The organism is Pseudomonas sp. GW823-FHT02F05, assembly GCF_058797315.1.
Genome location: NZ_JBXAJM010000014.1, coordinates 1 through 26,615, shown reverse-complemented (window position 1 = coordinate 26,615; position 26,615 = coordinate 1). Strand labels below are relative to the sequence as shown.

The 26,615-nt window shown below is 60.9% G+C and carries 26 protein-coding genes, 2 tRNA genes and 1 riboswitch; of the genes, 11 read left to right on the top strand and 17 right to left on the bottom strand.

Annotated features, from left to right (window positions below; translation table 11 throughout):
- Window positions 1-576: 576 nt before the first annotated feature.
- The 9 genes from AC1RAC_RS17490 to AC1RAC_RS17450 form a co-directional block, all read right to left on the bottom strand.
- Window positions 577-1,014 carry a hypothetical protein gene (locus AC1RAC_RS17490; RefSeq protein WP_072447925.1) on the bottom strand — a complete coding sequence of 146 codons (438 nt, stop codon included), beginning with the start codon at window positions 1,012-1,014 and terminating at the stop codon, window positions 577-579.
- Window positions 995-1,762 carry an SDR family NAD(P)-dependent oxidoreductase gene (locus AC1RAC_RS17485; protein WP_232241730.1) on the bottom strand — a complete coding sequence of 256 codons (768 nt, stop codon included), beginning with the start codon at window positions 1,760-1,762 and terminating at the stop codon, window positions 995-997. The genes AC1RAC_RS17490 and AC1RAC_RS17485 overlap by 20 nt, the downstream gene beginning before the upstream one ends.
- An 8-nt stretch (window positions 1,763-1,770) precedes the next feature.
- Entirely contained in the window at window positions 1,771-2,541 is a 771-nt protein-coding gene (locus AC1RAC_RS17480) for an SDR family NAD(P)-dependent oxidoreductase (RefSeq protein ID WP_057977585.1), read from the bottom strand.
- Between the two features lies 1 nt (window position 2,542).
- Window positions 2,543-3,688, bottom strand: a complete 1,146-nt coding sequence (locus AC1RAC_RS17475) for an oxidoreductase (RefSeq protein ID WP_492616845.1) — start codon at window positions 3,686-3,688, stop codon at window positions 2,543-2,545.
- A 13-nt stretch (window positions 3,689-3,701) separates the two neighbouring features.
- A complete protein-coding gene (locus AC1RAC_RS17470; protein WP_054898588.1) occupies window positions 3,702-4,901 on the bottom strand; it encodes an AfsA-related hotdog domain-containing protein in 1,200 nt (399 codons plus the stop codon).
- Window positions 4,898-5,428 (bottom strand): DUF2867 domain-containing protein, encoded by a 531-nt coding sequence (locus AC1RAC_RS17465; RefSeq protein WP_054898587.1) that lies wholly within the window; start codon window positions 5,426-5,428, stop codon window positions 4,898-4,900. Before AC1RAC_RS17465 ends, AC1RAC_RS17470 begins: the two co-directional genes overlap by 4 nt.
- Window positions 5,429-5,441: 13 nt before the next feature.
- Complete coding sequence (locus tag AC1RAC_RS17460; protein WP_052199940.1) at window positions 5,442-6,035, bottom strand: NAD(P)H-dependent oxidoreductase; 594 nt, start codon at window positions 6,033-6,035, stop codon at window positions 5,442-5,444.
- A 139-nt stretch (window positions 6,036-6,174) separates the two neighbouring features.
- On the bottom strand, window positions 6,175-6,750 hold the full coding sequence (locus tag AC1RAC_RS17455; protein WP_127882003.1) for an acyl-homoserine-lactone synthase: 576 nt from the start codon (window positions 6,748-6,750) through the stop codon (window positions 6,175-6,177).
- 159 nt (window positions 6,751-6,909) lie between these two features.
- On the bottom strand, window positions 6,910-7,626 hold the full coding sequence (locus AC1RAC_RS17450) for a helix-turn-helix transcriptional regulator (RefSeq protein ID WP_054898586.1): 717 nt from the start codon (window positions 7,624-7,626) through the stop codon (window positions 6,910-6,912).
- Between the two features lie 472 nt (window positions 7,627-8,098).
- On the opposite strand from AC1RAC_RS17450, the gene AC1RAC_RS17445 reads away from it, so the two are divergent.
- The gene (locus AC1RAC_RS17445) at window positions 8,099-8,662 is read left to right on the top strand and encodes a nucleotidyltransferase family protein (RefSeq protein WP_072447914.1); all 564 of its coding nucleotides are present in this window, start codon (window positions 8,099-8,101) and stop codon (window positions 8,660-8,662) included.
- Window positions 8,663-8,767: 105 nt separating this feature from the next.
- On the opposite strand, the gene chrA is transcribed toward AC1RAC_RS17445, so the two are convergent.
- Window positions 8,768-9,961 (bottom strand): chromate efflux transporter, encoded by a 1,194-nt coding sequence (chrA, locus tag AC1RAC_RS17440; RefSeq protein WP_492616844.1) that lies wholly within the window; start codon window positions 9,959-9,961, stop codon window positions 8,768-8,770.
- A 164-nt stretch (window positions 9,962-10,125) separates the two neighbouring features.
- Here chrA and tspO point away from each other — a divergent pair, with 164 nt between their 5' ends.
- From tspO to AC1RAC_RS17425, 3 genes are read left to right on the top strand one after another with little or no spacing between them, the layout of a single operon-like run.
- On the top strand, window positions 10,126-10,566 hold the full coding sequence (tspO, locus tag AC1RAC_RS17435) for a tryptophan-rich sensory protein TspO (protein WP_003192600.1): 441 nt from the start codon (window positions 10,126-10,128) through the stop codon (window positions 10,564-10,566).
- Window positions 10,566-11,495, top strand: coding sequence for an alpha/beta hydrolase (locus AC1RAC_RS17430; RefSeq protein ID WP_197883203.1), 930 nt, complete (start codon window positions 10,566-10,568; stop codon window positions 11,493-11,495). Before tspO ends, AC1RAC_RS17430 begins: the two co-directional genes overlap by 1 nt.
- Window positions 11,485-11,976, top strand: a complete 492-nt coding sequence (locus tag AC1RAC_RS17425; RefSeq protein ID WP_492616843.1) for a GNAT family N-acetyltransferase — start codon at window positions 11,485-11,487, stop codon at window positions 11,974-11,976. Before AC1RAC_RS17430 ends, AC1RAC_RS17425 begins: the two co-directional genes overlap by 11 nt.
- A 442-nt stretch (window positions 11,977-12,418) precedes the next feature.
- On the opposite strand, the gene AC1RAC_RS17420 is transcribed toward AC1RAC_RS17425, so the two are convergent.
- The 4 genes from AC1RAC_RS17420 to AC1RAC_RS17405 all read right to left on the bottom strand — a co-directional run bounded on the left by AC1RAC_RS17420 (window position 12,419) and on the right by AC1RAC_RS17405 (window position 16,548).
- Complete coding sequence (locus AC1RAC_RS17420; RefSeq protein WP_054898581.1) at window positions 12,419-13,183, bottom strand: ABC transporter ATP-binding protein; 765 nt, start codon at window positions 13,181-13,183, stop codon at window positions 12,419-12,421.
- Window positions 13,180-14,184 carry a FecCD family ABC transporter permease gene (locus AC1RAC_RS17415; protein WP_314550007.1) on the bottom strand — a complete coding sequence of 335 codons (1,005 nt, stop codon included), beginning with the start codon at window positions 14,182-14,184 and terminating at the stop codon, window positions 13,180-13,182. The genes AC1RAC_RS17420 and AC1RAC_RS17415 overlap by 4 nt, the downstream gene beginning before the upstream one ends.
- Entirely contained in the window at window positions 14,181-15,191 is a 1,011-nt protein-coding gene (locus AC1RAC_RS17410; protein ID WP_034126223.1) for an ABC transporter substrate-binding protein, read from the bottom strand. Before AC1RAC_RS17410 ends, AC1RAC_RS17415 begins: the two co-directional genes overlap by 4 nt.
- A gap of 115 nt (window positions 15,192-15,306) precedes the next feature.
- A riboswitch (cobalamin riboswitch) is annotated at window positions 15,307-15,499 on the bottom strand.
- A gap of 119 nt (window positions 15,500-15,618) precedes the next feature.
- Complete coding sequence (locus AC1RAC_RS17405) at window positions 15,619-16,548, bottom strand: DNA/RNA non-specific endonuclease (protein ID WP_060764157.1); 930 nt, start codon at window positions 16,546-16,548, stop codon at window positions 15,619-15,621.
- Window positions 16,549-16,684: 136 nt separating this feature from the next.
- Between AC1RAC_RS17405 and AC1RAC_RS17400 the strand changes: the two genes are divergently transcribed.
- Together AC1RAC_RS17400 and AC1RAC_RS17395 are read left to right on the top strand one after the other, a co-directional pair.
- Window positions 16,685-17,746, top strand: coding sequence for a M4 family metallopeptidase (locus AC1RAC_RS17400; RefSeq protein ID WP_054898578.1), 1,062 nt, complete (start codon window positions 16,685-16,687; stop codon window positions 17,744-17,746).
- 29 nt (window positions 17,747-17,775) lie between these two features.
- A complete protein-coding gene (locus AC1RAC_RS17395) occupies window positions 17,776-18,081 on the top strand; it encodes a protealysin inhibitor emfourin (RefSeq protein WP_034126226.1) in 306 nt (101 codons plus the stop codon).
- Between the two features lie 18 nt (window positions 18,082-18,099).
- Here the strand turns inward: AC1RAC_RS17395 and AC1RAC_RS17390 are convergent, their stop codons facing one another.
- Complete coding sequence (locus AC1RAC_RS17390; RefSeq protein ID WP_492616842.1) at window positions 18,100-19,494, bottom strand: aldehyde dehydrogenase family protein; 1,395 nt, start codon at window positions 19,492-19,494, stop codon at window positions 18,100-18,102.
- A gap of 237 nt (window positions 19,495-19,731) precedes the next feature.
- On the opposite strand from AC1RAC_RS17390, the gene ptrR reads away from it, so the two are divergent.
- Window positions 19,732-20,625, top strand: a complete 894-nt coding sequence (gene ptrR, locus AC1RAC_RS17385) for a putrescine utilization regulator PtrR (protein WP_072447897.1) — start codon at window positions 19,732-19,734, stop codon at window positions 20,623-20,625.
- 77 nt (window positions 20,626-20,702) lie between these two features.
- On the opposite strand, the gene AC1RAC_RS17380 is transcribed toward ptrR, so the two are convergent.
- Window positions 20,703-20,912, bottom strand: coding sequence for a hypothetical protein (locus tag AC1RAC_RS17380; protein ID WP_005789784.1), 210 nt, complete (start codon window positions 20,910-20,912; stop codon window positions 20,703-20,705).
- Between the two features lie 101 nt (window positions 20,913-21,013).
- Window positions 21,014-22,210 (bottom strand): amino acid aminotransferase, encoded by a 1,197-nt coding sequence (locus AC1RAC_RS17375; protein WP_034116881.1) that lies wholly within the window; start codon window positions 22,208-22,210, stop codon window positions 21,014-21,016.
- Between the two features lie 343 nt (window positions 22,211-22,553).
- Here AC1RAC_RS17375 and uvrB point away from each other — a divergent pair, with 343 nt between their 5' ends.
- The 4 genes from uvrB (at window position 22,554) to AC1RAC_RS17355 (ending at window position 26,615) form a co-directional block, all read left to right on the top strand.
- Window positions 22,554-24,569: an excinuclease ABC subunit UvrB gene (uvrB, locus tag AC1RAC_RS17370; RefSeq protein ID WP_005789781.1), complete on the top strand. Its 2,016-nt coding sequence runs from the start codon at window positions 22,554-22,556 to the stop codon at window positions 24,567-24,569.
- A gap of 186 nt (window positions 24,570-24,755) precedes the next feature.
- A complete protein-coding gene (gltX, locus tag AC1RAC_RS17365) occupies window positions 24,756-26,237 on the top strand; it encodes a glutamate--tRNA ligase (RefSeq protein ID WP_054921652.1) in 1,482 nt (493 codons plus the stop codon).
- Window positions 26,238-26,384: 147 nt separating this feature from the next.
- Window positions 26,385-26,460: transfer RNA gene (locus tag AC1RAC_RS17360), tRNA-Ala, on the top strand.
- Window positions 26,461-26,539: 79 nt separating this feature from the next.
- A tRNA-Glu gene (locus tag AC1RAC_RS17355) sits at window positions 26,540-26,615 on the top strand.

The following is a 26,615-nucleotide window of genomic DNA, read 5'->3' as shown; positions in this document are numbered from 1 at the left end:
ACCGATCACTGAACAATTCAGCGCCCGAGCCACCTTAGGGACGGCCACCCCAGCGCACAAGCTGGCACGATGGCGCAAGGTGCGGCAAGGGAATCGGATTTTGGCTTCAGGCGCTGCGTTATCGTTTGGGTTTTTCGCGAGCAAGCTCGCTCCTACAGGAGTGGGTCAAGCGTGGGTTGTTATCAAGGTGCGGGTAGCTGGACAATAGATGCCGACGAGCCAGCAACGAAGCACCAGATGTGCGAACGTTTGGTTCGCTCGGCTGGGCTCTGTTTTACTCGCGCTACGCGCTTGTGCCTGCCGAGGAAGCGCTGCGTTCTATCAAGTGGTGCCAGGAGCTGCCGGCAACCGCACGGTAACCACGCGTCCAACATCATCCAAAGCCAACTTGCCGACAGAGAGCAACCCCACACTACCGCGGCACTGTGGGGTTGTTAGCCGTCGCGCTTGAACCCCCAGAAATATCCGACTAAAGCTCGGGTAAGCAGGAACGCTCAGTGGGTGGACGGTCCGCGGGCGATGTCGAGGAGATGAAGGCGGGGCCTCCATCAAGCACCAGGTTGGCCCCCGGAGGCATCAGTAAGCGCGTGCCTCTTCTCGGCTGGATGGGGCACCGCTGCGCTCGAATAACCTATGCGAAAACTCCAGCACCGCCAGCAACAATTGAACGGCACCCAGCACCAGCAGGAAAGGTGAAGCGCCACTGCTGACGGCCACTACCTGCACTACCACTACGATCACGCGTAGCAGGGCGCTGAGACGGGCATGTTCGCGTGTAGGGGCTCGCCAACGTACAACGCCCCACACAAGGTATGCCCAGGCGCCGATGTTGAGCAGGAACATAGCCGTGGGGTCGAGCGCCGAGAAGTGGCTGTCGAAGCCCAGTTGCAAATCAACCCATTGGATCAGTGCATAGGCCCAGACGGACACGATCGGCAAGGCGAAGGGAGCCATCGCGAGAATGTCGTATGCAGCGCCGACACGTACGATTTTTTCATGGGTGGATTGGGTCATTGCGGGTCTCCTCCTGGAGTGGCTGGTTCAACAAGTCGCGGATTTCCTGGAACTCACCCGATTTCAGTCCAAGATGATGGCGCTCGGCCAAGACCTGAACGATATGCGCAGCGCGGGATTCTGCGTCGACGATGTAGCCGGGCACTGCCGCCCGTTGGCGGAGTGCGACAAGATCACTGAAGCGTTCATCCGCCGCCATGATGGTCTTCGCCACCGCCGTCTGGACGTTGCAGAGCCCCAGCACGGCAAAGAATGTGTGTGGGTTTTCCAGGTGATAGATCTTTGCCAGAGCGTTCAACGCCGCCTTGGAAACCGAATATGAGAGCATCCCGGCACGTTGGCGCACGGCCGAAATCGATGATGAAAACACCACGGTGCTGGGAGGCTGCGTCGTACTCAACAGGATATCCAGGACCATTTTTACCGCGCCCAGGTTAAGTGCCAGGACGCTGTTGAACTCCTGCATCGAGGTTTGCGTGGCCAGTTGTGGAGGGCTGCCGAACCGACCCGCATTCAGGTAGACGGTGTCTACCGGAGCAGGGGAGCGCGACAGCAACGCCTGCAAGATTGCCGGGGCGCGGTCGATATCGGTCAAATCGCACCTGAGGAAGTGAAAGCGCTCCTGTGACGGGATGTTGGCCGCAGGATTGCGTGATACCGCGAGCACCTCGTCGCCCCTGGCCAAGTGATAACGCGCCAGAGCGTTGCCGATACCGGTGCTCACACCGGTGATCAATATGCTAGCCATGATTGCCCCTAGAATTTGCCGATGTGATAGCCGCCATCGGCACTGAGCACCGAGCCGGTGATGTAGCTGGATCTGCGGCTCAACAAAAACACGATCGCGTCGGCGATTTCCTCTGGGTGGGCAAAGCGTTTCATGGCGGTCACGTCACGCTTGCGCTGGGTGTTCTCCGGATGGGCCGCCAGCCGTTCCGCAGAGTTCATACCGCCCAGTGTCGGCCCGGGCGCTACGGCGTTGACGCGTACGGCAAAACCGGATTCGCTGTCGCAGGCATTCTCCATCGCGGCGACCTGCGTCAAGGCATTGAGCGCGGTCTTGCTGGCGACGTAGGCGGCCTGATTGGCCATAGGCATCACGCCCGCGCACGAAGACACATTGACGATCGCACCATCGGGGTACCGGCTGATCAGTTCCAGTTCTCTTTGCAGGCAGTAAAAAGGGCCGTTCAGGTTGGTGTGGATGACCCTGTCCCAATCCTGCGGTGCGCTGGTCGCGATCGGCGCGTAGGGGGCGGTAATGCCTGCGTTGTTGATTGCAAAGTGCAACTGATCCACCTCGCCAGCCACCGTCGCGAATGCCTCGGCTACCGACGTGTGCGACGCCACATCGCAAAAGATGAACTGCGCCGAAGCCCCCAGTATCTCTAGAGCGGCGTCGGCCTTTTGCTGGTTCCTGCTCATCAGGAACAGGCGTGCGCCCGCTTTGGCCAGTTGTTTTGCCACCGCCAGGCCGATGCCGCTGGCACCGCCGGTAATGACGATGTTCTTGTCTTGAAATTCCATGTTATTGATTCCCGTAGTGGATGTGAGCGGGACGCTTGTAGTGCTCATTCACGCAGCAATACACCCGGTCGAGTTGCGGGTTGCTCTTGTCCCGAAAGCAGTTACCGTCAAACCGGCATTGCTGAACCTTGTCTTCATGGCCGGCGAGCGACTTGCTGATCAGGTCGTTATCGGCGAAGAGGGCTCGGCTCATACCGATCAGGTCACAGTGACCCAGCCGCAGTTGATTTTCTGCTTCCTGCAGGGAGCCAATGAAACCGGCATAGCCGACCGGCAGCGAGGTGAATGACTTGATCAGGCGTACCCCTTCGACGAACTGTTGCTGAATCGTCGGATGGGCAGACAGCATGTAGCGGAAGGTTTCCTTGATGGTGATCGAGCACATGATTGCCGAGGTCCCGGCGTTTTCCAGGGCAGCCACCACATCCTGGAGCAGTTCCGGTTGCTGCCCGTTGGCGCCTACGCAATCATCAATGCCCAGGCGCACGGAAACCTCCAGCTCTCCTGCGGTAACCCTGTGAATGCGGTCGATGACTTCCAACAGAAACCGTGCTCGCTTGAGCGGGCTGCCGCCGTAAGCGTCATGGCGATGGTTGGTCCAGGGCGATAGAAAACTGCTCAGCAGGTAGCCATTGGAGGCCTGAAGCTGGACCATCCTGGCGCCGGCCTGTCTGGCTCGCAGAGCCGCTTGAGCAAACTGATCGCAAACGGCGTCGATGTCCTCGACACTCATCTCCAATGCCTCGGCACCACGGCTGCCGGATAACGCACTGCGGCTCGGGCAAAGCAGCGGTTGGCCGCTGATCTGTGTGCCACCTTGGGCGCCGTAATGCTGAAGTTGCACCACCACTGGACAGTCCCGCTGGCGACCGTACTCCACCAGCGGCGCGAGCTTTTCCACGTTGGCATTGCTATGCAGGCACAGGCCACGCGCATGCAGGCGCGTGGAGGGCGCTATGGAGGAGTTGCCCAGCACCACCATGGCGCAGCCACCGTCGATCACATGGTGATAGAAACTGAGCATTTCCTCGGACAGAGAACCGTCCGAGGTGGCCAGGTCGATGCCCATCGGCGCGAAGTACACTCGGTTTTTCAGCGAAACGCCCTGACCGATCATCAGTGGGCGTTGTGATAACTCATAGCTCATGGGCGCAGGATCCTCATGCCACGATTTGCTCGGGGGCCAGAGGGTCAGTTGAAGAGCCAGCGTTCCATTGCATCTGCCCGGCAAAGAAGCAGTGGCACTTGATCGTTTCACGCAGTTCGCTGGCCTGGCTCTTGGACAGCTTGTCGAACACCAGCACGCGCTGGTCGGGTTCGCCGGTGGAGCAAGTCGAAGCAACGGGCAGGCTGAGGAAGCCGCCCCCTTCGATATACAGCGATACGGTCGTGACCGTGCTCCAATTGATGCCTTCGGCCTGGTGAGTCACCAGCACGCCCAGTACCGAGAGCAGGCTCAGCCTGGCTTGCAGCGCACTGTCGGCGTGATGCACGAGGATGTTCTTGGGCAAGCGATCGGAAGGGGTGAACCAGTGATCCTGAGGGTAGTTCAACGAACGCATGCGTTTGAACAGCGGTAATTTGATCACTGCGCCTTGCAGCCAGAGACGCGATACCAGCCGGCCGTTCTGATAGAAGTTTGCGCACTTGTCGATGGACTTGGGTTGCGATCGCTTCAGGCCGTGGGTCTGTTGCACCACGACTTCGACCTCGTAAGCCGATTCGGTGTAGGCGTTGAAGGAAATGCGCAAGTCTTCGATGGAAATGGAAACCGCACCGCGCTGATGGCCCAAGTAGTTGTAGACGTAGTGGTACATGGCTTGCCTGGCCACTTCGATCAACATCAGGCCCGGTACATGTTCGTGCTGTTTGTTGTAGAAGTAGTAATTCTTGGTGTCGTTGATCAACAGGTAAGAGCCCTGCCTGGCCTTGTCCCACTGCGCGAGCGACTCAAGGCATTCGATCATGCGCATTACCTGGTCGGGCGGTATGTGGGCATCACCGCCTTGAAAATGCTGGGCCAGGTAGCGTTGGGCCTGGTGGGGGATGAATTCAGCCGTGAGGATGAAGTGGTCGTCGCACTCGGTATAGAAGTCAGCCAGGCGGATCTCGAAGGTGGAGAGTGTGCCGGCCTGTTCCGCACTGAGGGTCAGGGGCAGATGGCGCAGCACATACCGGCCGTCTTGGGCACGGTACAGCTGTTTGAAGAGGTCCTGATCCTGGGGGTTGCCAGCCAGTATGTCGGCACCGATCGAAGCACTGAGAAAGCTGGGCAGAATCAGCCTGGGTCGACCGATCAATACATCCCTGGGTGTGTCTTTGTGCAACAGATGAGGGTCAATTGAGTCTGCGCTGTTCATGAGTTGCGATCTCCAAGTGAGCGAGTTGGGGAATGTAGGGGGAGACGGGACAGCAAACGCTTGATGATGAGCCCATGTACCGGCGCCACCGGCAGCATGTACAGGCGGCCGAACGTGTTGTAGGTCTTGACGGAGGTGGTGATATGCAGGCAGCGCGGTTGCGTGAGAGGTGTATCGATCGAGACCATGACCGCCAGGTGGGTATCGCGTGAGGTCAGTACCAGCTTCTGTGCGCTGATGGCTTCGATGGTGAAGAAGTCGAGCTTTTCGCCGACCACCGGGGCGCACTGGGGTGTGACACCCGAGAACCCGCCGATCCGCTCGACGTGAAAGTGCTGTGAGATGCTGTCGCGCAACCTGAACGCGCCTTTGAGCCAGGCGGGCGTCGCGGCAGTCATCTGGCAGTACAGTTCCAGTGGCGTGGCTTGGGTGTCGATGAGTGCGCTGGCAGAGTGCAGAAAACCCAGCTCGTTGCGCGCGGCCACCAGGCTGGCGCACGGTGGGATCTGGTTATTTGACGTCTTCATGCGTGAGGGCACCTTATTGCAGCAGCGCGATTTGTGCCTGCTCGGCCTGCAACAGCATGTTCTCGTAGAGTTGGTCGGCGCTGGCCTGGTCCTCAATCACTTGTGCGGCGACATTCCGAGCGGTGACGTCGATTGATTCGTCATCGATGAACACCGATTCGTAAATCCCGACTACAGGCAGGTAGATGCCTTTGACGTACGCCACCGTCTGCTGCAACGGCCTGAGCAATTCATCCAGGGTGTAACGGTTGAACCCGCCAGCGCGGTAGCCGGTGGAGGGCGCACCCACCGTGGTGATGATCATGAATTCCTTGTCTTTGAGCTTGTCGCCGCCGCGTGCGTAGGCATAGCCGGGGGTGAAGACTTCATCGATCCACTGTTTCATGATTGCCGGGCAGGAATACCAGTACAACGGAAACAGCAACACGATGCGGTCATGGGCATTGAGCAATGCCTGCTCTGCACCCATATCGAACCCGGTGGGCGTCACCGCGCTGGCCAGACTATGGACCTTGACGCCACGCTGGCTGATCTTGCCCATGATCGCGGTATTGACGCGGGAAACCGAAAGATCAGGATGGCCAGAAATGACAATGACTTTTTTCATGTAGATCGTGTGTCCCATTTATAGTCGGTTGGAATGCCGATGCAGCGTTATTTAAGAGCAGGCGACTGAGGTTGTAACCTAACCTTTTGGGGAGTCGGCTCGGCCGACTTGCCCGCAGCGGCAGGCCATTTGCGCTGCTTCAGGCCACTTCTCGATCAGCCAGGCAGGGCGGCACACTGATCCAGTTGGCCATGATCTTGTGCCCGTCGATCACGGTGAGCTTGCCCTCGCAATGAGCGTCGAAACCCGCGTTGCGCAACAAGCGAGTAATTCCCGGCGGCGATACCGTGATCAATTGGCGAACCTTGTGGCAAGCGGCGACCTTGAGCACTTCATGCAGCAGCGCCACGGCGTTGGGCGATGACAGGGAGTGGCCCGTGAAGGTCTGTTGTTGCAGGTCGACGGCGGCAAACCGGGAGATTTCCCAGATGTGCGCAGAATGAGGGAGTACCTGGCCACCCAGCACCTGGGGGAACACTTCCTTGAGCAGATAGGGCTTGTGCGTGGGCAGCAGCCGCGCCACACCGACGATGTGTGGGCCTTGACGGGCGATTACGTACACCGTGTCGTCGCGGTCAAATTGGTCCAGTTCCTCACCGACCGCACAGTCCAGATGCCACCCAAGTTTTTCGACAAATACGCGATAGCGATACAGCAACAGGGCCTGCCACAGTTCGGTCGGTAATGTCAGGCGCGTACCCGTGGTTATATACATGAGGAACCCTCGGCAAAAAATCGAGGGGCCATTCGGCAGAATAATCGAACACTTAGGTACTGCTCTTTTGGGCAGGTGTGTCGTGAGGGTGCGCGTATTATTGTTGTTGTTCACACTGAGCGGCATTAACGCATCAGGGGTGCGCCAATCAGGTATGTGTCAGACGAGCAAGCCCAGTGAAGTGGCGCGCACGACGGTAGCGGTGCAGTTATGCACGCCCAGTTTCGAGCCTGCATTGCGCAGGTGAAACTTGATGGTTTCTCGCGATAGCGAGAGGATCAAACCGATCTCGTGGGCGGTCTTGCCATCGGCTGCCCACTTGAGCACTTCACATTCACGCTGCGACAGGGTTTTTTCCTGCGGTAACTGCCAGTGCGGCGTCAGCACGCGCAAGAACCCCTGATGAGCGACATGCACCAAAAACCGCATGTATTTTTGATTGGCGGCAAGCTCTTGGGCCGTAATAGGGTCATTGGAGCGCGCCAGTGTCAGCATGCCGCCGCTGCCGCGGCCGTCCAGGCAGGACTGCGCCCAACCATGGGCCAGCCCGGCGCCACGGGCTTCTTCCCACATCTGCGGGTTTTGCCGGGTCATTTGCTCGTCCCAGACAATCGGTATCGTCGATTTTGTGCAGTGCTGTACCGTCGGGTCCACGGCGATGTATTTGCAGTGGGCGTAGCGTTGTCGCCATGAAGGCAAAAAATTATTGCTCATCACGATTTTAGGGCGGGTGACGGGGATAGGGATTCGGATTCCATAGGCGCAATAGTCGAACCCCAGGTGTTTTGCCGTGCTGACGATCCGAGCCAACAATTCAGCTTCGGTTCGGGCATTGTCGATCGTGTCCAGCACATCATCCATCCACTTCACTGTCATTCTCCTTGAATTGACCTTTACGCTCTATCTGCGCCGAAAACGATGACGGCACTACGCCGGTGTCATCAACGGTGTGGGTTTAGATGCTCGGCGTTAAAGTTAGACACATTTATGCAGCGCTCTCGGCCTTCATACTTTTGGCGCGAGAAGGCGTTGCAGGTATCGCGATACGCACCTTTAAGAGTGAGCGGTGGGGCGTGCAAGGGGCGAACTCCATTTAGCCGGTGTCCTGATCAATTTCAGCGGGGGCAGCTGAGGTAGGGCGTGTAAGGGTAGTGCTGCGTAAAGTTGCTTTACAAGCAAGTGGGGGCATTCTTCATGTTGGTTTCATTTGTTCGGCTTCGCGCCGAGTTGTACGCAGGGCGCGAGGTGATTTCGTCAAACTTCTGATTCGTTTCGGTGTTAAAAGCCCGCGCCTACAGAAGTGACATGTTGGGGTGGTATTGTTGCGCCAGATTATGGAGGACTGAACATGACATTGACGGTCGACACCCTGCTCGAATTGGCCATGGCCAACCCTATCAATGCGCAACTCACCGCGCGCTTGCCGGATCTGGGTGTGCAGCAGTGCATGCTCACGGCGGGCTGTTTGTTCCAGGCGGTGTGGAACCATCAGGCGAATCTGCCGGCGGCTCAGGGCGTGAAAGATTACGACGTTTTTTACTTTGACGAGGACCTGTCCTACGAGGCGGAAGACGCGGTAATTCGTGCGGCGCAGGGGCTGTTCCAAGACCTGGGGGTGAATGTGGAGGTCAGGAATCAGGCGCGGGTGCACCTTTGGTATGGTCAGCGGTTTGGCCGTCCTTACCCGCAGTTGCATTCGGCTCGGCAGGGGGTTGACCGTTACCTGGTGGCGGGTACGTGCGTTGCGCTGGATATCGCTTGCGGTGAGGTGTATGCGCCTTATGGATTGGAAGATGTGGAGCAGGGGGTGTTGCGTATCAACCCTTTGCATCCGGAGCCGGAGCTGTTTTTGCACAAGGCCAGGAGTTATCAGGCGCGTTGGCCGTGGCTCAAGATAGTCGAGCCGGGCTGAGCCCCAATGCTGTAGGAGCGAGCTTGCTCGCGAAAATCGTTAACGATAACGCGTGCCTTCAGATTAAACGCGGCGCCCGTGAGTTTTTCGCGAGCAAGCTCGCTCCTACAGTAACGTGCCGAGTAGGCCGCAACTTATCACTACCAGCCATGGCGGCAGTTTCCACACCATCAACGCGACCAGTGCCAGCAACGCCAGGGCGAGGTCGTAGCCGTTGAAAATCGCGCTGGTCCACACCGGCTGGTACAGCGCCGCCAACAACAGGCCAACCACCGCCGCGTTCACCCCGGCGAGTGCGGCCTGGGTACGTGGGCTTCTACGCAGGTTGGCCCAGAAGGGCAAAGCGCCGAAGATCAGCAGGAACGACGGGGCGAAGATCGCCAGCAGCGCGATTACTCCGCCAAGCCAACCGCTCGGGGCGTGGGTCATCGAGGCGCCGAGGAAGGCGGCGAAGGTGAACAGCGGGCCGGGCACGGCCTGGGTGGCGCCGTAACCGGCGAGGAAGACGTCATTGCTGACCCATTGGCTGGGCACCACTTCGGCTTGCAGCAACGGCAGCACCACGTGGCCGCCGCCGAATACCAGCGCACCGGTGCGGTAGAAGGCGTCCACCAGCGCCAGTGTGGGGTTGAGCGCCCATGTGGCGAGGAGTGGCAAATCCACCAGCAACAACAAAAACAGCATCAACCACAGGGCTCCGGCGCGGCGGCTGATGGCGATGGGCAGGGCGTCGGGCTCGGCACTGCTCTCGGGCTTGAACAACAGCAGGCCAGCCACGCCTGCGACCACCATGACCCCGACCTGAGCCCAGGCGGAGGGTTGCAGCATCACCACGCAGGCGGCGATCAACATCAACGCCACCCGTAAAGCGCCTCGGCACAGGTTGCGCGCCATGCCCCACACGGCCTGGGCCACCACGGCTACGGCGACCACCTTGAGGCCGTGCAGCGCGCCAGGGGGCAGGGCGCTGCCGTAGTGGGCCAGCCCCAGGGCAAACAGGATCAGGGCGATGGCCGACGGCAAGGTGAACCCGGCCCAGGCTGCCGCCGCGCCCCGGTAACCTGCGCGGGACAGGCCCAACGCGATACCGACCTGGCTGCTGGCCGGGCCTGGGAGGAACTGACACAGCGCGACCAGTTCGGCATAGCTGCGCTCGCTGAGCCAGCGGCGGCGGGTGACGAACTCTTGGCGAAAATAACCCAGGTGCGCAATCGGCCCGCCGAAGGAGGTAAGGCCCAGGCGCAGGAAGATCAGGAACACTGACCAGGGGCTGCTGCGGTGATCGGCAAGCTGAGGCAAGGGGATGTCTCGGGCAACGGTGCTGGATGTTGCCGACCATAACCAATTTTCATGACGCGTAGAAGCGCGGGTATTTTGCCGCCCCCATTGAATTTATCCGCGGTTGTTCGAGTCACTTAAAAGCAGTGTACTGTTTTCCATCCACTGGACCTCAAGGACCGACCATGACCTTTTTCATCTTCCTGCTCGCCTGCGCCGCCGCCGCCAGCACTGGCGTGATCTTCAAACCCGGCGCCTGGTACGAATCCCTGGTCAAGCCCAGCTTCACCCCGCCCAATTGGCTGTTCCCGGTGGCATGGACGATCATCTACCTGCTGCTGGCCTGGGCCGGTTACCGCTTGACCCTGATCCCCGGCAGCGAAATGGTGTTGGCCCTGTGGGCGGCGCAGATTGCGTTGAATACCCTGTGGACGCCGGTGTTCTTTGGTGCCCATCGCTTGTTCGCCGGGATGGTAATTATCGTGCTCTTGTGGCTCACCGTGGCAGCGATGGTGGTGCTGGCCGTGCGTCTGGATTTGATCACCGGCCTGATCCTGTTCCCGTATCTGGCATGGCTGTGCGTGGCCGCGGCGTTGAACTTCTCGATCCTGCGTAATAATCGCTGATGGCCTACCAGCATTGGCCCGCCAGCGAGCCCGAACTGGCCCAGATGCGCCGCTTCAATCGCAAACTGGCGTGGATGCCGCGCTTCAAGGTCCGCAACCGCGTGATGCCGCGTCTGATCCAGGCGCTGCTGCGTGCCAGCCAGACCTTCAAGAAGGCGCCCCTGGCGGAACGCAAAATGCTCGGGGCGATCCCCTTGCGCATCCTGCGGCCCGCTGGCCCGCCCAGAGGCGTGGTGCTGGATATCCATGGCGGTGGCTGGGTGATCGGTAATGCGCAAATGGATGACGACCTTAACCTTGGCATGGTCAACGCGTGCGATGTGGCGGTGGTGTCGGTGGATTATCGGCTGGCGGTGGATACGCCGATCGAAGGGCTGCTGGATGACTGCCTGACGGCTGCGCGCTGGCTTTTGGCGGACTGCCCGGAGTTTGCCGGCCTGCCGGTGTTTTTTGTCGGTGAGTCGGCCGGCGGGCACCTGGCGGCGGCCACTTTGTTGGCGCTCAAGCAATGGCCCGAGTTGCTCCAGCGGGTAAGCGGTGCGGTGTTGTATTACGGCGTCTACGATTTGACCGGCACCCCCAGCGTGCGCACGGCCGGGCCGGACACCTTGTTGCTGGACGGGCCGGGCATGGTTCAGGCGCTGCGCCTGCTGACGCCGGGGATCAGCGACGAGACGCGCCGACAGCCACCGTTGTCGCCCTTGTATGGGGACTTTGAGGGGCTGCCGCCAGCGTTGATGTTCGTGGGCGAACTGGACCCGCTCAAGGATGACACCCTGCTGATTGCCGAGCGATGGCCAACGGCGGAGGCTCATTTGCTGCCGGAAGCGGCCCATGGGTTTATTCACTTTCCGGTGGCGATGGCCGATCGCGTGTTGGCTTACGCTCGCCAGTGGATAACGGGCCGGATCCTTGGCGATGAGCGTTAGTATCGAGGCGGTGCAGGCCGCTGACATTCCCGAGGTGCTGAGCTTTGCTTTGCAGGCGCGTGATGAACTGTTTACCACGCTCAGTGCCACCGGTGTCCCCCACGATCTGGCGCAGTTTGAAGCCATCTACCTTGAGGGCGGCGGGCGGTTTTTGATTGCTCGTGCCGAAGGCCGGATCGTTGCCTCGGTGGCTTATCGGCCCTACGACGGCCGCTTCCCGCAGTTGAACTACCAGGGGCGCAAGACGGTGGAAGTGGTGCGCCTGTATGTGCTCCCGGCTGTGCGACGCTTGGGCCTGGCGGGCCGGTTATACCGCTCGCTGGAAGCGCTGGCGCGGGCCGATGGCATAGAGGTGATGTACCTGCACACCCATCCGTTTCTGCCCGGTGCGATTGATTTCTGGCAGCGGCAGGGGTTCGAGGTGGTGGATGTCGAGGCCGACCCGATCTGGCAAACCACCCATATGCACCTGCCGCTGTAGAACCAATGTGGGAGGGGGCTTGCCCCCGATGGCGGTGGCCCCCCAAATCACTGGCGGATTACGGGCACACCGAGCGTGGGCGAGGTGCCGAGTGGTGGGGCAAGAGCGTTTTGCTTACTTTGCCGCTTTTGCAAAGTGAGCCGCCGTCAGGGCGGAACCCTAAGTGGCCGTTACCGCAGGAATGGAAATGTACACGGTCCAACTGTGTTGACTGTCAAGCCGTCTTCGCAGGCAAGCCAGCTCCCACAGTTGGATCGCGGTGCGTCAGTTAGATCAGCGTCGGCTGCCAGGCCGTCGCGGGAGCAAGCTCCCTCGCCACAGGTTTAGCGTCGTACCGAAGTTGTGTAGATACCTATGCTCATCGGGGGCAAGCCCCCTCCCACATTTGGATCACAGTTGGCAGTCAGACCGTCACCAGAGCAAGCTGCCCCAACGTACGGATTCAGTTGGAGCGCAGGCGCAGGATTTGCGCGCCGTCGAACGGGTCTGTCAGGTAATGCCCCTGCACCCCGAAGGTCTCTTGCAAACGCTGCGGCGTCAGCACCTCCAGCGGCGCGCCCAGTGCCACCAGTTGCCCGCGATCCAGCACGGCCAGGCGATCACAGGTTAACGCCTGATTCAGATCATGCAGGGCAATCAAGGTGGTCACCGGCAAGCCTTGCACACCTTTGAGGATCGCCAGTTGATGCTGGATATCCAGGTGATTGGTCGGCTCATCCAGCAACAAAATCTGCGGGCGTTGCGCCAGGGCGCGGGCGATGTGCACGCGCTGGCGTTCGCCACCCGAGAGGCTGCGCCAGGCGCGTTGGCTCAGGTGGGTGGCGTCTACGTCATGCAGGGCCTGGTGCACGATGGCATCGTCTTCACGCGACCACGGGCTCAATGCCGACAGCCACGGTGTGCGGCCCAGGGCCACGGCGTCGAACACGCGGATGGCGTCGTCGGTGTCGGCCTGTTGCTCCACCACCGCCAGCTGTTGCGCGATGGTGCGGCGCGACAACTCACCGAGCCGCTTGCCACCCAGGCGAACTTCGCCGCTGGCCGGCACACGCAAGCCGGCCAGCAATTTGAGCAGGGTGGATTTGCCTGAACCATTGGGCCCGACGATACCGAGGGTTTCACCCAACTGCACGTCGAGGTCAATGTCACGCAGCAACTGCGCGTCACGCACTTTGAAGCCCAGGCCGCGGCAACTGAGTACGCTCATCGGGCATTCCTCCGGCCGATCAGGATCAGCGCAAACACCGGCGCGCCCACCAATGCGGTGACCACACCCACCGGAATCACCTGGCCCTTGATCAAGGTGCGCGACAGCACGTCTGCAGCGATCAAAAACAGCGCGCCACCCAAGGCACTGGCTGGCAGCAAACGCGAATGCCCGGTGCCAAGCAACAGGCGCACCGCATGGGGAATCACCAGGCCGACAAACCCGATGGAGCCGACGATAGACACCATCACCGCCGTCACCAACGCGGCGCAGGCCACCAGCACAAATTGCACGCGGCGCACCGGGATGCCGAGGGAGGCTGCCGCGTCGCTGCCGAAGGTGAACGCATCCAGTGCACGCCGGTGCCACAGGCACACGGCGAGCCCCACGACCGCCACCGGCACCGCCAACCACACCGACGGCCAGCGCACGCCGCTGAGGTTGCCCAGCAGCCAGAACATAATGCCGCGGGCTTGTTCGGAGCTGGCCGACTTGGTGATCAGGAACGCGGTCAGGGCATTGAACAACTGTGAACCGGCGATGCCCGCGAGGATAATCTGCCCGGTGCCGCTGGACGATCCACTGGCTCGTGCGAGCAGAGTCACCAGCGCAAAGGCCGCCATCGCCCCCACAAACGCGCCCGCCGACAACGACACCAGGCCACCGCCCACGCCTATCAAGGCCACGAGTACCGCACCGGTTGACGCGCCGGCGCTGATGCCCAGCAGGTACGGGTCGGCCAGCGGGTTACGCAGCAGCGATTGCAGGATCACGCCGCACGTCGCCAACCCTGCGCCGCAAGCTGCGGCCACCAATGCACGGGTGAGGCGGTAGTTCCACACCACGCCTTCGTCGATGGGGTCCAGTGCATAGCTGGCGCCCCAGAGTTTATTGGCGAGCACCTGCAGCACCACCTGCGGTTCGATGGCGGTTTCACCGATGGCGACGCCAGCGAGCAGGGCGAGCAGCAGCAACGCCAGGGCGAGTAGGGTGCGCATCATTGGCCCAGGTGGTAGCCGTCAATGGCGGCCGCCAGTTGTTCAAGGCCCTCGAAGGTGCGCAGGCTCGCCTGCAAGGCCAGAGCGTCGAGGATGATGATGCGGTTGTTCTTCACCGCGTCCATGTTGCGGGTCACGGGGTCGCTGCGCAGGAAGGCGAGTTTCTTTTCATGGTCGTCGGCCGGGTAGCGACGGCGATCCATGCGTGCGATCACCAGGAAGGTGGGATTGGCCTTGGCGATGGTTTCCCAGCCGACGGCAGGCCACTCCTCATCGGACTGCACCACGTTACGCAAGCCAAGGGTTTGCAGCATGAATTGCGGCACGCCTTTGTGGCCGGCTACGTAAGGGTCGCTGGCCATTTCGGCGCTGGAGAACCACACCAGTGCGCTGGCTTGCTGCAAGCCCTTGCCCTGGGCCGTGGCGACGGATTTGGCCAGGCGCGCCTTGAGTTCGTCGGTCAGTTGTTGGCCGCGATCCTGCACGTCGAAAATCTGCGCCAGTTGCTGGAGGCTCTGGTAGATCGTCTCGATGCGAAAGGGCTCCAATCGCGTGCCGTCGGCGCCGACCAGGTTGTCCTTGCCTTCGCAATCGGACGGCAACAGGTAGGTGGGGATCTTCAGTTCATGAAACTGTTCACGGGTACCGACCACGCCTTGGGGGCCCACCACCCATTCCAGCTCGGCGGCCACCAGTTGCGGGCGCTTGGCGAGTACGGCTTCGAAGCTGGGCTCGTTGTTGGCCAGGCGCTCGATGTGATCGTCCTGGGCCTTGTACTGCGCCGCCACGTTATTGAACCACAGCGAAGTGCCGACCACCTTGTCGCCCACGCCCAGGGCATACAGCATCTCAGTGGCGGCCTGGCCGATGGTGACGCTGCGGGCTGGGGCGTGCTGGAAGGTCAGGGTGCTGCCGCAGTTTTGCAGGGTCAGCGGGTACTGAGTTGGCGCGGCTTGCGCCAGGGCACACATACCCAAGCCTGCGATCAGGGCGGTAACGCGTGGCAGCATGAGGCGATCTCCTTGTGAACCGTAGGTGCAGCAGGGGAGGTACGGCTCGGAAATACGCCCATGGAGGCTGCTGATGCGCAGGGCCAGGATGTCCTTCCCGGACACCCCGCCGGTTAGTGAGTTAGCTGGGCCGGCAGGTCTCCTGACTGATGCGTCGTCGCCATGCCCCGCCTTCCCGGACGTGGTCCAGTGGCATTCAAGGGCAGGCTCGGCATCTACAGTTGCGGGGGCAGTTTCGGTTCACGTCGCGTGCGGCGTTTCGAATTCCCTGTTAGTCCCATACGGGAACCGGCGGCGGTATGGTAAGCGATCACCCCCTGTAGGAGCGAGCTTGCTCGCGAAGGTCGTCAACGATAACGCTGGGCACCTGATGCCCCGCGGCGCTTTCCTGTTCTTCGCGAGCAAGCTCGCTCCTACAAAAGAAGCGTCAGAGCCGAATATCCTGGGGGCCGCGGATCAACGCTTCGATCCGGGTGCCTGTGGCGCGCTCTTCGTTGCTGAAGCCGTCGTAGTCGGCCAGGTTGGCGAAGCGGATGCCGGTCAGTTGTTCGATCGCAATCACACTGCGCTGGTAGGTTCGAAGCGGGCCGAATACCAGGTCGAGTTGGCCCAGTTCGCGGCTCTGGTCAATCATGTAGGCGCTGGCGGAAGGCTTGCCATCGTCGCTGAGGTAGGCCACTACTTTCCAGAACGCCTTGGGGATTTTCACGCCACGGTACAGTCGGTCGTCATCGGCGAACACTGGCCCGGTAAACACCGTGGCCCGGGCTTTCCAGCGCTGGGTGTTGTCGAGGATGTAGTCTTCGAGCTCCAGCCAGGTCTTCTGGTTGAAGCCGCTCATTTGGGGTGAGCAATTGGTGAAGTGAAAGGTGTCGAAGTTGGCGGTGTTGGCCTCGTCGCCCCAGTTGGGGTCCTGGCGCCGCACCAGGTGGCCGCGGTCCAGGCCATTGCCGGCATAAAGGTCTTCACCTACCTGCGCATCCAGGGGCAGGCGACCATCGTAGGCCCAGGTGTCGTTGCTGCGCGTAATGTCCACATGCTTGGCGCCATCGATATTCACCCCCACGTACAGCGCCAGTCGTCGAGCGCGCGACATTGTGATGGAGAAGTGCGTGTAGTCCAGGCGCTGGGGTTGCACATCGCCCGCCAGTGGCTGGTCAACCGTGGGCCATGGCACCACGAAGTCGCTGAGGAAGTCGTCGGCATAGCCCGCGCGGTTTTTGAGGTCCTTGGCCGCGGTGACGCGCGGCGTCGCGGCTCTGGCTTCCAGCAGGGTGGGGCTGGCCGCGACCAATGGGCGCAGGTCGGCAAGCCTTGGGCGGTGGGAAAGGTCGATGTTGGCTGCGCGGGCGGGCATGGGCATGTTCCTTATGGGCCTGGGATAAACACCACTGAAACACAAAACCATGACAATTTGGCCCAGGTGGCTAACTCAGGACTATCCTGAAAACCGTTACCCGGACGTTCATCACACGCCAAAAAGGAGCCAGCTCATGTGTGTTCGCCAACCGCGCAACCCGATTTTTTGCCTGATCCCGCCGTACATGCTCGACCAGATCGCCCGCCACGGCGACAAAGCCCAACGGGAAGTCGCATTACGCACGCGTGCCAAGGACAGCACGTTCCGCTCGTTACGCATGGTCGCGGTACCCGCCAAGGGCCCGGCCCGCATGGCACTGGCCGTGGGCGCCGAGAAGCAACGCTCGATCTACAGCGCCGAAAACACCGACAGCCTGCCCGGCAAGCTGATTCGCGGTGAAGGGCAGCCCGCCAGTGGCGATGCCGCAGTAGACGAAGCCTATGACGGCCTGGGCGCAACCTTCGATTTTTTTGACCAGGTATTCGATCGCAATTCCATCGACGATGCGGGCATGGCGCTGGACGCCACGGTGCACTTCGGCCAGGACTACAACAATGCCTTCTGGAACTCAACCCAGATGGTGTTCGGCGATGGTGACCAGCAGTTGTTCAACCGCTTCACCGTGGCACTCGACGTTATTGGCCATGAGTTGGCCCATGGCGTGACCGAGGATGAGGCCAAGCTGATGTACTTCAACCAGTCCGGTGCGCTGAACGAGTCGTTGTCGGATGTGTTTGGCTCGTTGATCAAGCAGTACGCGCTGAAGCAAACGGCCGAGGACGCCGACTGGTTGATCGGCAAGGGGCTGTTTACCAAAAAGATCAAGGGCACGGCGCTGCGCTCGATGAAGGCGCCAGGCACTGCGTTTGATGACAAGCTGCTGGGCAAAGACCCACAGCCTGGGCACATGGATGATTTTGTGCAAACTTACGAGGACAATGGCGGGGTGCATATCAATTCCGGCATTCCCAACCACGCGTTCTATCAGGTGGCCACCCGGATTGGCGGGTTCGCCTGGGAGCGTGCCGGGCGTATCTGGTATGACGCACTGCGCGATTCGCGGTTGCGACCCAATTCCGGGTTTTTGCGTTTTGCGCGCATCACCCACGACATTGCCGGCCAGCTTTATGGTGTGAACAAAGCTGAGCACAAGGCAGTCAAGGAAGGCTGGAAAGCGGTAGGTATAAACGTTTGACGAAGCCGCCTGCGCGGCGAGGAACAGCCATGCGAATTTCAATCAAGGAAAGCGGCGGACCGGCGTTTTTTCCGGGGTTGGCCAAGCCGCGCACGGTAGAGTTGGACGCGTTGCCCGAGCCCGACCAGCAGGAGTTGCGGCAACTGATTGAAGCGTGCGATTTTTTCCAGTTGCCGCAAAGCACCGATCCCGAGCCTGGCAACCCAGGCCGAGTGCATTACACCCTGACAGTAGCGGAGGGCGAGCGCGAGCACACAGTCTGTGTACTCGCGCCGGTGAATCCCCCGGCACTGGACGGTTTGGTGCAGTGCGTGCGACGGCATATTAATTGTTGAAGCGCCAATGCTGGCAGGCTACTTACGATCCAGCCATACCGTCTGCGCATTGCAGAACTCGCGTACGCCGAAGTGCGACAGCTCGCGGCCGAACCCGCTTTTCTTCACGCCGCCAAATGCCACCCGCGGGTCCGACACGCTGAACGCGTTGACAAAGACCCCGCCGGTTTCCAACTGATCGGCAATCGCCCGCGCCTTTGCGGAATCGGCCGTGAAGATGCTCGCGGTCAGGCCAAACTCGCTGTCATTGGCCAGCGCCACGGCGTGCTCGGCGTCGCGGGCGGTGATGATCGATGCCACGGGGCCGAACAGTTCCTGTTTGAACGACGTCATGTGGTCGGTGACGTCGGCCAGGATGGTCGGTTCATAGTAATTGCCCGCGCCCGCGACTTTATGGCCGCCCAGCAGCAGCGTGGCGCCTTCTTCCAGGGTCGCCTGGACCTGGCCGTGCAGTTCGTCACGCAGATCAAAGCGCGCCATGGGGCCGATATAGGTGGCGTCCGCGGTGGGCTCGCCCATCACCAGGGCGCGGCTGGCTTCAAGGAATTTGGCGGTGAAGGCTTCAACCACGCCCGCTTCGATGATCAAGCGCTTGGCGGCGGCGCAGACCTGGCCGCTGTTCTGGAAGCGGCCGATGACCGCGGCTTGCACGGCGGCGTCGAGGTCGGCGTCGTTGAGCACGATAAACGGGTCGGAGCCACCCAGTTCCAGCACGCATTTCTTCAATGCGGCCCCGGCCTGTGAGCCGATGGCGATGCCTGCGCGCACGCTGCCGGTCAGGGTCACGGCGGCGATGCGCGAGTCGGCGATGGCAGCGGACACGCCCTCCTGGGTGACGTTGATCACTTCGAACACGCCTTCAGCGAAACCGGCTTTACGCAGCGCTTGCTGGATCAGATAGGCGCTGCCCATCACATTTGGCGCGTGTTTGAGCACGTAGGTGTTGCCTGCAAGCAGGGTCGGCACCGCGCCGCGCAGCACTTGCCACACCGGGAAGTTCCACGGCATTACCGCGAGGATCGGCCCCAGTGGGCGGTATTCGATCCGGGCGCTGCCGTTGTCCACCAGGGCGGGCTCCGGGGCGAGCATGGCCGGGCCGTGGGCGGCGTACCATTCGCTCAGTTGCGCGCATTTTTCGATTTCGGCGCGGGCCTGGGCGATGGGTTTGCCCATTTCCAGGGTGATCATTTGCGCCATCTCTTCAGCTTGCTCACGCAGGGCGGCAGCCAGGGCCAGCAGGTATTCGGCGCGCTGGCTCACAGGCGTGCGGCGCCAGGTGCGGAAGGCAGTGGTCGAGCGGGCGAGGGCGGCGTTCAGTTGTTCTGCGCTTTCGTAGGGGTAGCTGCCGACTGTTTCGCCGTTGGCGGGGTTGATCGACAGGGCGTGGGTCTGGTGGGAGATAACATTGTTCATGGCACCGTCCGGCTGAATGAGTGGAATAGGGCCAGCGTACGGTGTTGTATGTTTTCTGGAAACTGAATAATAATAAGTAATATGTTCTCAATTCGAGAATGTTAGATCGTCCCCACGCTCTGCGTGGGAATGCATCCCATGACGCTCCGCGTCGCGCCAACGATCGGACGCGGAGCGTCCGAGGCAGCGTTCCCACGCAGAGCGTGGGAACGATCATGTACATGATTGGAGAATGATTTGGATCTGGTGCAGCTGGAAATCTTCAAGGCCGTTGCCGAGCAAGGCAGCATCAGCGCTGCCGCCCAGTTGATTCATCGGGTGCCGTCGAACCTCACCACGCGCATCAAGCAGCTGGAGCAGGATTTGGGCGTGGAGTTGTTTATCCGCGAGAAGAGCCGCTTGCGGTTGTCCCCGGCCGGGTGGAATTTCCTCGGTTATGCGCGGCGTATTCTCGACCTGGTGCAGGAAGCTCGCGCCACGGTGGCGGGGGAGGAGCCCCAGGGCGCGTTTGCCTTGGGCTCGCTGGAGAGCACGGCGGCGGTGCGTATCCCGGCATTATTGGCGGCGTATAACCAGCAATACACCAAGGTCGAGCTGGACCTGAGCACTGGCCCCTCGGGCACCATGATCGAAGGCGTGCTGTCGGGTCGGTTGACGGCGGCCTTTGTCGACGGGCCGGTGCTGCATTCCACGCTGGAGGGGGTGGCGGTGTTCGAGGAAGAGATGGTGGTGATTGCGCCGCTGCATCACGCGCCGATCACCCGCGGCCAGGATGTGAATGGCGAGAACATCTATACGTTTCGTTCAAACTGCTCGTACCGGCATCACTTCGAACGCTGGTTCTCACAGGATGGCGCGGTGCCGGGCAGGATCTTCGAGATCGAGTCGTACCACGGCATGTTGGCCTGTGTCAGCGCCGGGGCCGGGCTGGCGCTGATGCCGCGCAGTATGCTGGAGAGTATGCCGGGGTGTGCGGCGGTGAGCGTGTGGCCGCTGCCCGACACGTTCCGTATCTTGAATACCTGGCTGATCTGGCGGCGGGGCACGGTGTCGCAGAGTTTGAACAGCTTTGTAAAACTGCTGGAAGAACGCGGGTTTTGTAGGAGCGAGCTTGCTCGCGAAGACCGTTAACGATAACGCGGGCATTCTGGATGAACGCGGTGTCTTTGGGTTTTTCGCGAGCAAGCTCGCTCCTACAGGAGAGCGGGTCAGCCACCAAATTGGAGGGTGCCCATGGCCAGTTTGGCCATGATTGCCGTGGCGCCCAGTTGTACCAGCCATAACGCCAACCCACCGAGGAATACTCCCAGCGCTACCTGCAGCACCAAGCTCTTCTGCCGCTTGGCTTGCGGTGCGCGTGGGGCGTAGTCGTGCAGTTCGTCGCGGTCGGCGCGCAGATCCAGGTCGTCGTTTCTCATAAAGCTCTCACAGCAAGGGGGCAGTCGGTGTTCAGTCTAGTGTGTTCGCCAATAAAAAGGGGGAAGCCATTGGCTTCCCCCTTCGTATAACGTGTGCTCTCTTACAGCACCTGCACAATCGCCTTGGTCACTGCACCAATGTTCGACTGGTTCAGCGCCGCCACGCAGATGCGACCGGTATCCAGCGCATAGATCCCGAATTCGGTGCGCAGGCGGGTGACTTGCTCAACGGTCAGGCCGGAGTAGGAGAACATCCCACGCTGGCGGCCGACGAAGCTGAAGTCATGGCCTGGAGCAGCCTTGGCCAGTTCGGCCACCATCTGCTCGCGCATGCCACGGATGCGCAGGCGCATCTCGGCCAGTTCGGCTTCCCACTGGGCGCGCAGTTCCGGGTTGTTGAGTACGGCGGCGACGATGGCTGCGCCGTGGGTCGGCGGGTTGGAGTAGTTGGTGCGGATCACACGCTTGACCTGGGACAGGATGCGCGCGCTTTCTTCCTTGGACTCGCTGACGATCGACAGCGCGCCTACCCGTTCGCCATACAGCGAGAACGATTTGGAGAACGAGCTGGATACAAAGAAGGTCAGGCCCGACTCAGCGAACAGGCGCACCGCGGCGGCGTCTTCGTGGATGCCATCGCCGAAGCCCTGGTAGGCCATGTCGAGGAACGGCACCAGGTTCTTGGCCTTGACCACGTCCAGCACGTTTTGCCAGTCGGCCGGGCTGAGGTCGACGCCGGTCGGGTTATGGCAGCAAGCGTGCAGCACCACGATGGACTGTGGCGGCAGGGCGTTGAGGTCTTCGAGCAGGCCGGCACGGTTCACGTCGTGGGTGGCGGCGTCGTAGTAGCGGTAGGTCTGCACCGGGAAACCGGCTTTTTCAAACAGCGCCTGGTGGTTTTCCCAGCTTGGGTCGCTGATGGCGACGACGGCGTTGGGCAGCAGTTGCTTGAGGAAGTCGGCGCCGATTTTCAGCGCGCCAGTGCCGCCCACGGCCTGGGCGGTAATCACACGGCCTGCGCTCAACAGTGGCGACTCAGCGCCAAACAGCAGCTTTTGCACGGCCTGGTCGTAGGCCACGATGCCGTCGATTGGCAAGTAGCCTCGGGCGGCATGTTGCGCCACGCGAATGGCTTCCGCTTCGGCAACGGCACGCAAGAGTGGAATTTTCCCCTCCTCGTTGCAGTAAACGCCCACGCCAAGGTTCACCTTGGTGGTTCGTGTATCGGCGTTGAATGCTTCGTTGAGGCCCAGGATTGGATCGCGTGGTGCCATTTCGACAGCGGAGAACAGGCTCATTTTTGCGGCAGCTCTATGGGGGAAGGGAGGGACGTGTCGCGCTCCAGCCGAATGCACTAGAGCGGTGCACAAACGGGGAGCTAGTATAGAGGTCATCACGGCTGAGAGCGACAACGGAAACGGCTTTTCGGCCATGTTTTTCGGTTTATTTGCTGACCATTAGTCTTATTGCAACATTGGCGAGAAAGGTCGTGTAGGACGACGGCCTTGAAACCCGTCGCATTCGACACCACTTCTACAGCTATCATGGTTTTTTCCTGCAACCTGCGATGATTATTCGCGGGTTGCTGAGCTATTTCGTCCCTGGCGGTGTCGAGTCTGGGGTGACTTCACGAGGTACGTTATGTCGGATTTCCAGCTCGTTACCCGTTTTGAACCCGCCGGCGATCAACCGGAAGCCATTCGTCAGATGGTCGAAGGCATTGAAGCCGGCCTGGCGCACCAGACGCTGCTTGGGGTGACCGGTTCCGGCAAGACCTTCAGCATTGCCAACGTGATCGCCCAGACCAATCGCCCGACCCTGGTGCTGGCGCCGAACAAGACCCTGGCGGCGCAGCTCTACGGTGAGTTCAAGGCGTTCTTCCCCAACAACGCGGTGGAGTACTTCGTTTCCTATTACGACTACTACCAGCCCGAAGCCTATGTGCCGTCGTCCGATACCTTTATCGAGAAGGATGCGTCGATCAACGACCACATCGAGCAGATGCGCCTGTCGGCCACCAAGGCACTGCTGGAGCGCAAAGACGCGATCATCGTCACCACGGTGTCGTGCATCTACGGCTTGGGCAGCCCGGAAACCTATCTGAAGATGGTGCTGCACGTCGACCGTGGCGACAAACTCGACCAGCGCGAGCTGTTGCGCCGCCTAGCGAGCCTGCAGTACACCCGTAACGACATGGATTTTGCCCGCGCCACCTTCCGGGTGCGCGGCGATGTGATCGACATCTACCCGGCCGAATCCGACCTGGAAGCGATCCGCATCGAGCTGTTCGATGATGAAGTTGAAAGCCTGTCGGCCTTCGACCCGTTGACCGGCGAGGTGATCCGCAAGCTGCCGCGCTTTACCTTCTACCCGAAAAGCCACTACGTGACCCCGCGTGAAACCCTGATGGGCGCCATCGAGGGCATCAAGGTCGAGTTGGCCGAACGCCTGGAATACCTGCGTTCCAACAATAAGCTGGTGGAAGCCCAGCGCCTGGAGCAGCGCACCCGTTTTGACCTGGAGATGATCCTGGAACTGGGCTACTGCAACGGCATCGAAAACTACTCGCGCTACCTGTCGGGCCGCGAATCCGGGGCGCCGCCACCGACCCTCTATGACTACCTGCCGCCGGACGCCTTGCTGGTGATCGACGAATCCCACGTCAGCGTGCCGCAGGTGGGGGCCATGTATAAGGGTGACCGTTCGCGCAAGGAAACCCTGGTGGAATACGGTTTCCGCCTGCCGTCGGCGCTGGACAACCGACCAATGCGCTTTGACGAGTGGGAAGCCATCAGCCCGCAGACCATCTTCGTCTCCGCTACGCCCGGCAACTATGAAGCCGAGCACGCGGGCCGCGTCATCGAGCAACTGGTACGTCCCACTGGCCTGGTGGACCCGGAAATCGAAATTCGCCCGGCGCTGACCCAGGTCGACGACTTGCTCTCTGAAATCAACAAGCGCGTGGCCCTGGAAGAGCGGGTGCTGGTCACCACCCTGACCAAGCGCATGTCCGAAGACTTGACTGATTACCTGGCCGACCACGGCGTGCGCGTGCGTTACCTGCACTCGGACATCGACACCGTAGAACGCGTGGAAATCATCCGCGATCTGCGCCTGGGCACCTTCGATGTGCTGGTGGGGATCAACCTGCTGCGTGAAGGCCTGGACATGCCGGAAGTGTCGCTGGTGGCGATCCTGGATGCGGACAAGGAGGGCTTCCTGCGCTCCGAACGCTCGCTGATCCAGACCATCGGCCGAGCGGCGCGTAACCTCAATGGGCGGGCGATCTTGTATGCGGACCGCATCACCGGTTCCATGGAGCGTGCGATTGGCGAGACCCAGCGTCGTCGCGACAAGCAGATCGCGTTCAACCTGGAACACGGCATTACCCCCAAAGGTGTGTTCAAGGACGTTGCCGACATCATGGAAGGCGCCACCGTCCCCGGCTCGCGCAGCAAGAAGCGCAAGGGCATGGCCAAGGCCGCCGAGGAGAGCGCCAAGTACGAGAACGAACTGCGCTCACCGAGTGAGATCACCAAGCGGATTCGACAGCTGGAAGAGAAGATGTACCAGTTGGCGCGGGATCTGGAGTTTGAAGCGGCGGCGCAGACGCGGGATGAGATTGGCAAGTTGCGTGAGCGCCTGCTGGCTGTTTGATTTGCGTTGATTGGGCTGGCCCCATCGCGTGTAAGGCCGGCTCCCACATTGATCTGTGAATGCGGTCAAAATGTGGGAGCTGGCTTGCCTGCGATGGCCGCGCCTCGGTTTTCCAGATATCCCCCAGGCTGTTACCATTCGCCCCTTGTTTCAATTTTCAGTTTTATCGCCCATTCGAGACCTGCCATGACCACCGTCCGCACGCGCATTGCGCCATCGCCTACTGGGGATCCCCACGTCGGTACTGCTTACATCGCCCTGTTCAACTACTGCTTTGCCAAGCAGCATGGTGGTGAATTCATCCTGCGGATCGAAGATACCGATCAACTGCGTTCCACCCGTGAGTCGGAACAGCAGATTTTCGATGCCTTGCGCTGGTTGGGCATTACCTGGGCTGAAGGCCCGGATGTCGGCGGCCCGCATGGCCCGTACCGCCAGAGCGAGCGCAGCGACATCTACAAGCAATACACCCAGCAACTGGTTGACATGGGCCATGCCTTCCCGTGCTTCTGCACCGCCGAAGAACTGGACCAGATGCGCGCCGAGCAGCAGGCCCGTGGCGAGACCCCGCGTTACGATGGTCGTGCGTTGCTGTTGTCCAAGGAAGAAGTGGCTGCGCGCCTGGCCGCCGGTGAGCCTCACGTCATTCGTATGAAAGTGCCAAGCGAAGGCGTTTGCGTGGTGCCGGACATGCTGCGCGGTGACGTCGAGATCCCGTGGGACCGCATGGACATGCAGGTGCTGATGAAGACCGACGGCTTGCCGACGTACTTCCTGGCGAACGTGGTCGATGACCACCTGATGGGCATCACCCATGTGCTGCGCGGCGAAGAGTGGCTGCCATCGGCGCCGAAACTGATCCTGCTGTACGAATACTTCGGCTGGGAGCAACCGCAGCTGTGCTACATGCCGCTGCTGCGTAACCCGGACAAGAGCAAGCTGTCCAAGCGCAAGAACCCCACGTCGGTGACCTTCTACGAGCGCATGGGCTTCATGCCCGAGGCGATGCTCAACTACCTGGGCCGCATGGGCTGGTCGATGCCGGACGAGCGCGAGAAGTTCTCGTTGCAGGAAATGGTCGACAACTTCGACCTGTCCCGCGTCTCCCTCGGCGGCCCGATCTTCGATATCGAGAAGCTTTCGTGGCTCAACGGCCAGTGGCTGCGTGACCTGCCGGTGCAAGAGTTCGCCAGCCGTGTGCAGCAGTGGGCGTTGAACCCCGAGTACATGATGAAGATAGCGCCACTGGTGCAGGGCAGGGTAGAGACGTTCAGCCAGGTCGCGCCCTTGGCCAGTTTCTTCTTTGCTGGCGGCGTGAATCCCGATCCCAAGCTGTTCGAGTCGAAGAAGCTCTCAAGTGACCAGGTTCGCCAACTGATGCAGTTGATCCTGTGGAAGCTTGAAAGCCTGCGTCAGTGGGAGAAGGATGCGATTACCGCGACCATCCAGGCGGTGGTGGAATCCCTTGAGCTGAAACTGCGCGATGCCATGCCGCTGATGTTTGCCGCCATCACCGGGCAGGCCAGTTCGGTGTCGGTGCTCGATGCGATGGAAATTCTCGGCCCGGACCTGACCCGTTTCCGTCTGCGCCAAGCCCTTGATTTGCTTGGTGGTGTGTCGAAGAAAGAAAACAAGGAATGGGAAAAGCTGCTGGGCGCTATCGCCTAAGCAGGCCGCTTAGGGCACGAAACCCCGGTTTTCCGGGGTTTCGTCGGTAAGTGATTGTTATCCCGGCAAAAAATTTTGGAAATTGTTGAAAATAAATTTGACACGTTTCCAAACCGCCATTAAGATTCGCCCCGTCCTCACCGATGAGGGGCTATAGCTCAGCTGGGAGAGCGCTTGCATGGCATGCAAGAGGTCAACGGTTCGATCCCGTTTAGCTCCACCAATTTACAGGTTCAAGGTTCCGGCCACACCGTCCTTGAATTGATCAGGTCTCAGCTCTGATCAGATGTACAGAAGGTTTTGTCCCCTTCGTCTAGTGGCCTAGGACACCGCCCTTTCACGGCGGTAACAGGGGTTCGAGTCCCCTAGGGGACGCCA

Excerpts from the sequence above, each read along its gene's own strand:
- AC1RAC_RS17475 (WP_492616845.1), bottom strand. The coding sequence starts at position 3,688 with ATGAGCTATGAGTTATCACAACGCCCACTGATGATCGGTCAGGGCGTT.
- AC1RAC_RS17430 (WP_197883203.1), top strand. The coding sequence starts at position 10,566 with ATGGCCTACCAGCATTGGCCCGCCAGCGAGCCCGAACTGGCCCAGATG.
- AC1RAC_RS17445 (WP_072447914.1), top strand. The coding sequence starts at position 8,099 with ATGACATTGACGGTCGACACCCTGCTCGAATTGGCCATGGCCAACCCT.
- AC1RAC_RS17490 (WP_072447925.1), bottom strand. The coding sequence starts at position 1,014 with ATGACCCAATCCACCCATGAAAAAATCGTACGTGTCGGCGCTGCATAC.
- AC1RAC_RS17450 (WP_054898586.1), bottom strand. The coding sequence starts at position 7,626 with ATGACAGTGAAGTGGATGGATGATGTGCTGGACACGATCGACAATGCC.
- AC1RAC_RS17480 (WP_057977585.1), bottom strand. The coding sequence starts at position 2,541 with ATGGAATTTCAAGACAAGAACATCGTCATTACCGGCGGTGCCAGCGGC.
- AC1RAC_RS17410 (WP_034126223.1), bottom strand. The coding sequence starts at position 15,191 with ATGCTGCCACGCGTTACCGCCCTGATCGCAGGCTTGGGTATGTGTGCC.
- AC1RAC_RS17470 (WP_054898588.1), bottom strand. The coding sequence starts at position 4,901 with ATGAACAGCGCAGACTCAATTGACCCTCATCTGTTGCACAAAGACACA.
- AC1RAC_RS17380 (WP_005789784.1), bottom strand. The coding sequence starts at position 20,912 with ATGAGAAACGACGACCTGGATCTGCGCGCCGACCGCGACGAACTGCAC.
- gltX (WP_054921652.1), top strand. The coding sequence starts at position 24,756 with ATGACCACCGTCCGCACGCGCATTGCGCCATCGCCTACTGGGGATCCC.
- AC1RAC_RS17415 (WP_314550007.1), bottom strand. The coding sequence starts at position 14,184 with ATGATGCGCACCCTACTCGCCCTGGCGTTGCTGCTGCTCGCCCTGCTC.
- AC1RAC_RS17420 (WP_054898581.1), bottom strand. The coding sequence starts at position 13,183 with ATGAGCGTACTCAGTTGCCGCGGCCTGGGCTTCAAAGTGCGTGACGCG.
- AC1RAC_RS17390 (WP_492616842.1), bottom strand. The coding sequence starts at position 19,494 with ATGAACAATGTTATCTCCCACCAGACCCACGCCCTGTCGATCAACCCC.
- uvrB (WP_005789781.1), top strand. The coding sequence starts at position 22,554 with ATGTCGGATTTCCAGCTCGTTACCCGTTTTGAACCCGCCGGCGATCAA.
- AC1RAC_RS17485 (WP_232241730.1), bottom strand. The coding sequence starts at position 1,762 with ATGGCTAGCATATTGATCACCGGTGTGAGCACCGGTATCGGCAACGCT.
- AC1RAC_RS17375 (WP_034116881.1), bottom strand. The coding sequence starts at position 22,210 with ATGAGCCTGTTCTCCGCTGTCGAAATGGCACCACGCGATCCAATCCTG.
- tspO (WP_003192600.1), top strand. The coding sequence starts at position 10,126 with ATGACCTTTTTCATCTTCCTGCTCGCCTGCGCCGCCGCCGCCAGCACT.
- AC1RAC_RS17395 (WP_034126226.1), top strand. The coding sequence starts at position 17,776 with ATGCGAATTTCAATCAAGGAAAGCGGCGGACCGGCGTTTTTTCCGGGG.
- AC1RAC_RS17425 (WP_492616843.1), top strand. The coding sequence starts at position 11,485 with ATGAGCGTTAGTATCGAGGCGGTGCAGGCCGCTGACATTCCCGAGGTG.
- AC1RAC_RS17465 (WP_054898587.1), bottom strand. The coding sequence starts at position 5,428 with ATGAAGACGTCAAATAACCAGATCCCACCGTGCGCCAGCCTGGTGGCC.
- AC1RAC_RS17405 (WP_060764157.1), bottom strand. The coding sequence starts at position 16,548 with ATGCCCGCCCGCGCAGCCAACATCGACCTTTCCCACCGCCCAAGGCTT.
- AC1RAC_RS17400 (WP_054898578.1), top strand. The coding sequence starts at position 16,685 with ATGTGTGTTCGCCAACCGCGCAACCCGATTTTTTGCCTGATCCCGCCG.
- AC1RAC_RS17460 (WP_052199940.1), bottom strand. The coding sequence starts at position 6,035 with ATGAAAAAAGTCATTGTCATTTCTGGCCATCCTGATCTTTCGGTTTCC.
- AC1RAC_RS17455 (WP_127882003.1), bottom strand. The coding sequence starts at position 6,750 with ATGTATATAACCACGGGTACGCGCCTGACATTACCGACCGAACTGTGG.